This is a genomic window from Agrobacterium sp. NPDC090273 (assembly GCF_044772305.1).
Classification (GTDB): domain Bacteria; phylum Pseudomonadota; class Alphaproteobacteria; order Rhizobiales; family Rhizobiaceae; genus Agrobacterium.
In genome coordinates, this window is the sequence record NZ_JBIVYN010000011.1 from 166,628 (window position 1) to 175,091 (window position 8,464).

Sequence of the window (8,464 nt, forward strand, 5' to 3'; positions counted from 1 at the left end):
CGCGCCATGAAACCTCTGATAATTCGTATTGCAGGCGGTTCACTTGCAGGTCTCTTCGCCGCGATCCTGCTGCAACAGGATGGACATGACGTCAAACTTTACGAGCGCTCGTCGTCCGGGCTTGGAGGCCGAGGTGCGGGCCTGGTCCCGCAGCAGGATCTGTTCGACATTCTCGGCCAGATTGGCTGCGAAGATATTGCCCACGTTGGCGTGATCGCGAAAGAGAGAATCTATCTCGACGCAACAGGGCGTGTCGCGCAACTGCTCGACATGCCACAGATGCAGATCTCCTGGGATTACCTGTTCGAACGCGTATCATCTCGCCTTGCCCCGAATACGTATCGTCTTGGCCACCATGTCGATAGTGTTAAGGAAAACGATGACGGTGTTACCCTTACCTTTGCCGACGGCACGCAGGAGCGCGCCGACCTGCTGATTGGGGCCGACGGCCTTGGTTCAACAGTTCGACGAGCCCTTAACCGCAATGCGACAAACTCCTTTGCCGGTTACGTTGCGTGGCGCGGACTGATCCCCGAAACACATTTGCCAGATGAAGCGACCTTGCTGCTGGATCGCTTCACGTTCTTCATCGCCCCTGGCATCCACGTTCTCGGTTACCTCGTGCCGGGATCACAGGGCGAAACGGACAAAGGCCAGCGACGTTACAACTGGGTCTGGTATCGCCCGACATCGACGGAAGAATTGGCCCGAACCTTCACGGGCCAGGACGGTCGGCAATTCGAATTTTCGCTGCCGCGTGGCGAGCTGTCAAAAATCCGCCGGGAGCAATTACGCAAAGACGCTTACTCACGGTTACCGCCACAACTGGCGCTCGCGGTGCAGGCAGAGGAAAGCCCCTCAATCCAGGGCATTTTCGACTACGAGGCAGAACATATTGTCTCGCACCGCATCGCGTTGATAGGAGATGCCGGTTTCGTCGTTCGCCCCCACACGGCAATGGGTGTTTCCAAAGCTGCCGGCGATGCGATGGCACTGCAAGAGGCCCTGCGCCAGTCGGATGATCTGCCTGAGGCTCTTTCACAATACCAGCGCATCCGTCTGCCAGTCGGCAGGGCCATCGCCTCCTATGGGCGACGTCTCGCCGAGACAGCTTTCTGAACTCACGTTTGGGGCTCAGCCAGCAATCTTCGCACCAGCGGGATCACCTTCGCGCCGTAAAGTTCAATGCTGTTCATGAGCTTTTCGTGCTCCATCGGACCAGCCGAGTATTTCATCTGGAAGCGCGAAACACCGAGCGTGCGGACAAGCTTTACAATCTTCTTTGCGACTGTTTCGGGGGAGCCCGCGTAAAGCGACCCGTGCTCGATCTCGTTTTCAAAATCCCGTTCTGTAACAGGAGGCCAGCCGCGCTCCCGTCCGAGACGGTCGCGGATCTTCTTGAAATGCGGGAAGAGATCACGGCGCGCCTGCTCATCGCTTTCGGCAACATAGCCCGGCGAATGCACGCCGATTTCACCCACCGGGCGACCCGCTTGTTCAGACGCCTTGCGGTATAGCTCCACATAGGGTGCGAACCGGCCTGGATCACCGCCGATGATGGCGAGCATGAGCCGCATATCGTACCGCACGGCCCGCAACACGGATTCCGGGCTACCGCCAACACCGATCCATGTTTTCAGATGCCCCTCTGCCATGGGCGGATAGATGCGCTGATCGACCAGGGGCGGTCTCCAATCCCCCTGGTAATTGATCAGATCGTTGGTCGCGAGTTGGGAAAAGAGGTCGAGCTTTTCTTCAAAAAGCGCCTCATATTGTGAGAGGTCATAACCGAAGAGAGGAAAGGATTCGATGAACGAGCCGCGACCGAGAATAACTTCTGCTCGGCCATTCGAGAGAGCATCAAGCGTCGAAAACCTCTGAAACACCCTGATGGGGTCGTCGGAACTGAGCACTGTCACGGCCGATCCCAATCGGATGCGTTCGGTACGAGAGGCAATGGCGGCGAGTACCACCTCTGGCGCTGAGACAGCAAAGTCCTCTCGATGGTGTTCGCCGATACCGAAAAAGTCGATGCCGTTGCGATCGGCCAAAACCGCCTCTTCGACGACATTGCGGATGACCTGCGGTTGGGCGAGAAGCTGTCCGTCTACGGCGGTCGTGACATCCCCAAAGGTGTCGAGGCCGAATTCAAGTGATTGGGTCATGGGATTTCCACTTCATGCGTTATCTATGTGGAGCTGAGCGTGGGACCAGCTTTCATCGGTTCTCAGAGCGCGGATGCGTATTTCGCGACCACGGCCATTGGCCTTCGATCTCGGCTTCGAGGGAAAAACTCAGAAATGTCCTGATGAGGACAATCAATCCCAGCAGGCCAACGCTTTCCCAGGTCAGTGGCGAGATGATCGTGGCAATGATGTCGGCACCAATCAGAATTTCCAGTCCGAGCAGGATGCCGCGCCCGAGGTTTGCGCGATACCGGTCGTAAGCGTCGTGTCCAGATGCGGATAGCAGGTCCCGCACATAAACGATCGTTGCGATACCGACACCGGCGAGGATTACGCCGACGCCGAAGAATTCGAGGCCTGATGCGAGCGGCCTCAGGATCGGTGCGATCAGGCTTGCCAAACCGCCAGCTTCACTCCCAATATCCATTGCGATAGTCCTTCCAGTTGAAGAGAAACGATTTCGGCCTCATGGCCGTAGAAGCAGCGGCTTAGTTGGCGTCGGCGCCAGCCGTGCTGGCAAACAGAGCCACCAGTGCGAGAATGGCAGGCAGGCTGAAGGCTGCTGCGGGGGCGTAGATGTAACCGGCAGCGCCAAAGCCACAACCAAGCGCGAAGGTAAACACTGCGACACTCATCTTCTTGATCCGCGCCTTGGCGGCGGCCACTTCGTCGGCTTTCGGATCAGCCAGAAGATCCGCGAGGTCTAGCATGATCTGGGTTGTCGTTCCGGTCATCAAGGTCGATGGCGGCGCTTTTGCAAGATGAGCCCGATGAAGCCCGTTCTGAATAGCCATGGCAGACACCAGCAGCATCGCGACGACGAAAGTTGCGACGGTTTCGCTTGCATTGAACGGTCCATGATAGAGAGCATAGAGTGCCACCGCGGCCAGCAGCGCCAATTTTACCAGCAACATCGGCCTGATAGGCGAGCGACCCGCGTTCTGAAGCTTCAGGCAAACGAGACGGGATGCGAAGACCACGATGCAGAACATCGGAAGCGCCAGAAGCTTGGACAACGCTCCGCCGAGGCCAAGGGCTGCGGTCGCACCCAAGGTGACGAAATTCCCTGTGACATGGGCGGTAAAAAGCCCCGACAGCGCCAGGAAGCCAAGCGTATCGACGTAACCTCCGTTGAAACTCAGGAGCATAGGGAGAGAGGGAAACTTCATGGCATTGATCTCGATCGCTGTTTCTAATGAAAGAACGTCTGCCGCGTTAAGCGTCGGCTCGTTCGGTTCGATGGAGAGATATTGGCCAAAAACCGAGGCTCCAACAATTACAACAATATTTTTGAATGAATTGCGATTTATGAAACAATAAAAGAAGGAGCGGCTTTTGGCCGCTCCTTCGTTTCTCAGGCCTTGCCGGGCCGGTTGATTGTCAGAAAATGCCGGACGACGGGCTTGTCCGGGCCTGTGTGATAGGCAAGAACCTTGCCTTGCAGGTCGGCGTCGGCATTGGAGACACGCTTGTGTTGTCTCAGATGTTCAGCCCAGGATTCCACCATGAACCATTCCACGATCTTCTGCGGATCAGCGGAGTCCTCTGTAACGCCCCAGCCATAGGCTCCATCCCGGCGGCGTTCCTGCGACAGGACGTCAAGTGCATGCAGGAAGGCTGTACGGTGATGCTTTTCGACGTTGTATTCGATCAGGATCAGGACAGGGCCGCGATCGTGAGCAACCGGTTCGGCAACGAGAGGTTCAGGCCAATGATTGGACGGCACCATATCCGCATCGCCAGCCGGCAGTTTCAGGCGGTGCATGATGACACCAGCAACCAGCAAACCTGCAGCGCCGATAAGAAGGGCACCGGGTACCCCAACCGCTTCACCAACCGCGCCCCAGCCAAGGCTGCCTGCCGTCATCGCACCGTTGAAAACAGTCAGGTAAACGGCAAGACCACGGCCACGGACCCAGTTTGGCAGGACAGCCTGAGCCGTTCCATTAAGGGTGGTCAATGCGGTGATCCAGGCAGCGCCGAGCAGAAGTAATACGATGATGGCAACCCATTTTGGCGGTGCCATGGACAAAGTTCCCATGACAACAGCGGTGACGACAGCCGCCCCCAGCAACAAACCATCAGCATCAAAATGTTCACGCAGTTTGGGCATGATCAGCGCGCCACCGATAGCACCGGCGCCGACAGCACCCAAAAGAAGACCGTAGAAGCTGGCGTCTCCGCCCAACAATTGACGGGCGACGAGAGGCAACAGAGCCCAGACGGCACTGGCGAAGGCGAAGAAGATGGCTGCACGCAACAGAACGACATGCAGAGGCTTGCTGGCGCGGGTGTAACGAAGGCCGGCGCGGAAAGCACCGAAGAAGTTTTCCTGCAACGCATCGTTGGCGTTCTTTGCCCTCGGCCACCAGACCAGCGCCGCGATGACGACGATATAGCTGGCAACGTCAGCACCATAGGTGAAGGCAGCACCAAAGGCCGCAAGTAGGAGACCACCAGCCGCAGGGCCGATCGACCGGGCGATATTGATGCCCAGTGAGTTCAGCGCGACCGCACTTTTAACGTCTTCGCGTTTGACCAGTTCAGGCACAATCGCCTGCCAGGTCGGCCCCATCAAGGCGGCACCGATGCCGCCCAGGAAGGTCAGGCCTATCAGGGCGCTGACGGAGAGCATGCCGGAATGAGCCAGCACCATGAGGCTGACGCTGACCGAAGCCAGCAGCAACTGCACGGCAATCAGAAACTTGCGCCGGTCGAGGATGTCAGTCAGGACACCCGCCGGAATGGCGAGCAGGAAGATTGGCAACGTCCCTGCAGCCTGAACCATGGCGACGGCCGCAGGCGACGCGGACAGATCCGTCATCAGCCAGGAACTCGCCACATCACGCATGAAGCTGCCGGTGTTGCCGAGAACCGTGGCAGCCCAGAGGACTGCGAACACGGGTTGAGCGAGCGGAGCAAAACTGCTCATCGAAGATTTGTTGGCACTCATTTGCCTGCTCCTTTTGTGAGATCGATTGCTGCGACGATGACGAAAGCACCGGCCAGTCCGAGGTGTTCAAAGAATGCGTTCGTTGCCATCATGCGATCCATGCCAGATGGCAGCTCCCAGAAGCGCAGCGCGATGAGTGTCGCAAGCAGCGTAAAGCCGGATAAAGCGAGAGCGCCGAGCCAACGTAGAAAACCGGAGACCACCATGGCGGATGCGGCAAGCTCAAATCCAATGACCAGAACGGCGAACACGGGAGCTGGATGAAGTCCGAAATGGTTCATCTCGGCAATAGCGCCTGGAAAGTCAGCGATCTTGGTGAGAGGGCCCTGAATATAGGCGGCGCAAAGCGCAAGAAGTGCAACGGTTCGTGTGACGGGCGCCGCAACGACGTTGGCTAAAAGCCCGCCCCGGCGAATTGTTCGAGTTGGATCGATCATTGTCTGCTCCTGCATCTTTGCCGTTCGTTGCGAGCGGCTTGCGTGTTCATCTGATGGAGCGATATTGGCTTGATGCATTGCGAACTACAATTGCATCAATATTTTCTATTTAATTGCGATTTATGCAATAATTATATTTTGGGCGAACCCAACGCTGAAGGCGGTAAACGGGCATCGACAACGTCGGCGCCCGTTAGACCGTAGCCATTCATTACAGGGCTCAGACCGCCCAGCAGGAGCAACCAAGCGCGCCGAAGAAGCCCTTGAGATCGGCGATCGGCAGTTTCGAGGTCCATGCACCGGCGTGATCATGCCCATGAACACCGCAATCGCTGGCGCAGCCGCACGATGTGATCGCGGTACGACGCAGCGAGCGAGCGCCTGCACCGTCAGGTTCGCCCCAGGCCGCGTAACCGCCGAACTTGCGGACAGGCGACCAATCAGGCATGGCCGGGGGAACGTCATTCTCATCGAGTGCCTTGAAGTCGCCGGCACCATAAACGATCTTGCCGCCAACCATCGTAAGGTCCGAAGTGAGGAAAGAGATTTCATCCTCGGCGCAGGCAAAATAGTCCTTGTCAGGAACGATGAGATCGGCGAACTGGCCCTTTTCAATGCGGCCTTTCTTCCCTTCCTCATTCGAGAACCAGGTGACCTTTTCGGTCCACATGCGCAGTGCCGTTTCGCGATCAAGGCAATTGGCACGCGGATAAAGCTGCATTCCGCCGACCGTCTTGCCGGTTACCATCCAGAACAGCGAGACCCAGGGATTGTAGGAGGCAACACGCGTTGCATCCGTACCGGCCGAGACATTGACGCCCTTGTCCAGCATGCGGCGGATCGGCGGGGTTGCTTCCGCTACGCCATGACCGTAACGCTCGACGAAATATTCGCCCTGATAGGCCATGCGGTGCTGGGTGGCGATGCCGCCGCCAAGCGCGGCAATGCGGTCAATCGATCTTTCGGAGATGGTTTCCGCGTGGTCGAAGAACCAGTTGAGCCCTTCCAGCGGAATATCCCTGTTGACCTTCTCGAAGACATCAAGCGACCGCGAGATCGTCTCGTCATAGGTAGCGTGCATTCGCCAGGGCCAGCGATTTTCGGCGAGAACGCGCACAACCTCTTCCAGCTCCCCTTCCATTTCCGGCCCCATCTCCGGGCGTGGCTGGCGGAAATCCTCGAAGTCAGCAGCGGAGAAGACCAGCATCTCGCCAGCACCGTTGTGACGGAAGTAGTCGTTGCCTTGCTTGTATTTGACGGAGGAAGTCCAGTTGAGAAAGTCCTCTTTCTCCTGCTTCGGCTTCTGGGTGAAGAGATTGTAGGCGAGACGAACGGTCAGCTGATTTTCATCAGAGAGTTTCTGAATGACTTCGTAGTCGTCAGGATAATTCTGGAAGCCACCGCCGGCGTCGATCACACCGGTTACGCCGAGCCGGTTCAACTCACGCATGAAATGGCGTGTCGAATTGACCTGATACTCGAAAGACAGCTTTGGCCCCTTTGCCAAGGTCGAATAGAGAATACCCGCATTCGGCTTGGCAAGCAGCATGCCGGTCGGGTTACCGTTGGCATCTCGGGTGATCTCGCCGCCCGGCGGGTTTGGTGTGTCCCGCGTATAACCGACAGCGCGAAGAGCCGCACCGTTGAGCAGCGCGCGGTCATAAAGATGCAGCAGGAAAACGGGTGTATCAGGCGCAATCGCGTTGATCTCCTCGATCGTCGGCAAGCGCTTCTCGACGAACTGGTGCTCGGTGAAACCGCCGACAACGCGGACCCATTGGGGAGCGGGCGTAATCGCCACCTGCCGCTTCAGCATGTCCATCGCGTCGGCCAGCGAACGCACGCCGTCCCAACGCAATTCCATATTGAAGTTCAAGCCGCCACGAACGACGTGCGTGTGGTTGTCGATCAGGCCGGGCAGAACGCGCTTGCCTTTCAGATCGACGATCTTGGTGTCTGGTCCAGCGTGCGACATGACGTCTTCGTCGCTGCCGACTGCCAGGAATTTTCCGTCCTTGATGGCAACGGCGCTTGCGGTCGGATTGGCACGATCGAGCGTGGTGAAGAGACCATGGTAGAGAACGAGGTCGGCGAACATGGGTCGGCTCCAGGGTTCTGTTTCAAGATGGATGAGTGTTGCGAGGTGGCAATTGCCTGCCACCGCGCGCTGGCAAACGAATCTCCCCCCGGGAGACTCAGCTATCAGATTTCGTCTGGTTCTGGCGAGCCGTCGCAATGTCTGTGCCGGTCTCGCCTTTTGGCATGTGACCGAACATGTGCGGCTTGATCTGGTTGATCCAGGAAATCGCCGCTGGCTCCTTGCTCCAGAGCGTCTTGGCAAAAGGAACAATCTGTTCGCCAACGAGAATTCCCAGTAGACCGACAAGAGCGATGACCGGTGGAGCGGGAGAGCGAACGTTGAGGAGACTGTAGACGATGCCAACCAGCAAGCCGGCACCCAAAGACATGAGGTATATTTTCATGATAGCGATCCTTGAGACGTGAGGCGACTGCTCCGGCAGTTCATTGCCAACCGGAGCAGTGTTGCTGATGGATTACTTGGCAGGGTTTGGTCCGATGCGCTTGCCGTGCTTGACGCGTTCTGCACCGCCATGGACGTGGGTGACGGCATAATCGATGCCCATGCCGTAAGCGCCGGAATGTTCCTTCACCAGCGACGTCACCGCATCGTAGGTTTCCTTGCGGGCCCAGTCGCGCTGCCATTCCAGAAGCACCTGCTGCCAGGTCACCGGGATCACACCGGCCTGGACCATGCGGTCCATCGCGTATTTATGCGCATCGAGCGACGTGCCGCCGGAGGCATCAGCCACCATGTAGATCTCGTAATCGGCAACATCATGCAGCGCCGAAAGCGCGAAGGTCGTGTT

Annotated in this window: 8 protein-coding genes and 1 pseudogene; 1 reads left to right on the plus strand and 8 read right to left on the minus strand. The window is 57.8% G+C overall.

Features of this window, described 5'->3' with window-relative positions:
- The first annotated feature begins 6 nt into the window (after positions 1-6).
- Positions 7-1,119: an FAD binding domain-containing protein gene (locus tag ACIQT8_RS23510; protein WP_400970435.1), complete on the plus strand. Its 1,113-nt coding sequence runs from the start codon at positions 7-9 to the stop codon at positions 1,117-1,119.
- A gap of 2 nt (positions 1,120-1,121) precedes the next feature.
- Here the strand turns inward: ACIQT8_RS23510 and ACIQT8_RS23515 are convergent, their stop codons facing one another.
- The 8 genes and pseudogenes from ACIQT8_RS23515 to ACIQT8_RS23550 all read right to left on the minus strand — a co-directional run.
- Positions 1,122-2,165 carry an LLM class flavin-dependent oxidoreductase gene (locus ACIQT8_RS23515; protein ID WP_400970438.1) on the minus strand — a complete coding sequence of 348 codons (1,044 nt, stop codon included), beginning with the start codon at positions 2,163-2,165 and terminating at the stop codon, positions 1,122-1,124.
- Between the two features lie 52 nt (positions 2,166-2,217).
- Positions 2,218-2,613: a DUF1622 domain-containing protein gene (locus ACIQT8_RS23520; protein ID WP_400970440.1), complete on the minus strand. Its 396-nt coding sequence runs from the start codon at positions 2,611-2,613 to the stop codon at positions 2,218-2,220.
- Positions 2,614-2,674: 61 nt separating this feature from the next.
- Positions 2,675-3,355 carry a YoaK family protein gene (locus ACIQT8_RS23525; RefSeq protein ID WP_400970444.1) on the minus strand — a complete coding sequence of 227 codons (681 nt, stop codon included), beginning with the start codon at positions 3,353-3,355 and terminating at the stop codon, positions 2,675-2,677.
- A 185-nt stretch (positions 3,356-3,540) separates the two neighbouring features.
- A complete protein-coding gene (locus ACIQT8_RS23530) occupies positions 3,541-5,139 on the minus strand; it encodes an MFS transporter (RefSeq protein WP_400970447.1) in 1,599 nt (532 codons plus the stop codon).
- Positions 5,136-5,576, minus strand: coding sequence for a DoxX family protein (locus ACIQT8_RS23535; RefSeq protein WP_138793546.1), 441 nt, complete (start codon positions 5,574-5,576; stop codon positions 5,136-5,138). The genes ACIQT8_RS23530 and ACIQT8_RS23535 overlap by 4 nt, the downstream gene beginning before the upstream one ends.
- A gap of 220 nt (positions 5,577-5,796) precedes the next feature.
- Positions 5,797-7,674 carry an amidohydrolase gene (locus ACIQT8_RS23540; RefSeq protein WP_400970449.1) on the minus strand — a complete coding sequence of 626 codons (1,878 nt, stop codon included), beginning with the start codon at positions 7,672-7,674 and terminating at the stop codon, positions 5,797-5,799.
- A gap of 97 nt (positions 7,675-7,771) precedes the next feature.
- Complete coding sequence (locus tag ACIQT8_RS23545) at positions 7,772-8,059, minus strand: XapX domain-containing protein (RefSeq protein ID WP_400970451.1); 288 nt, start codon at positions 8,057-8,059, stop codon at positions 7,772-7,774.
- Positions 8,060-8,131: 72 nt separating this feature from the next.
- A pseudogene (locus ACIQT8_RS23550) lies at positions 8,132-8,464 on the minus strand (hydrolase); the annotation flags it as partial.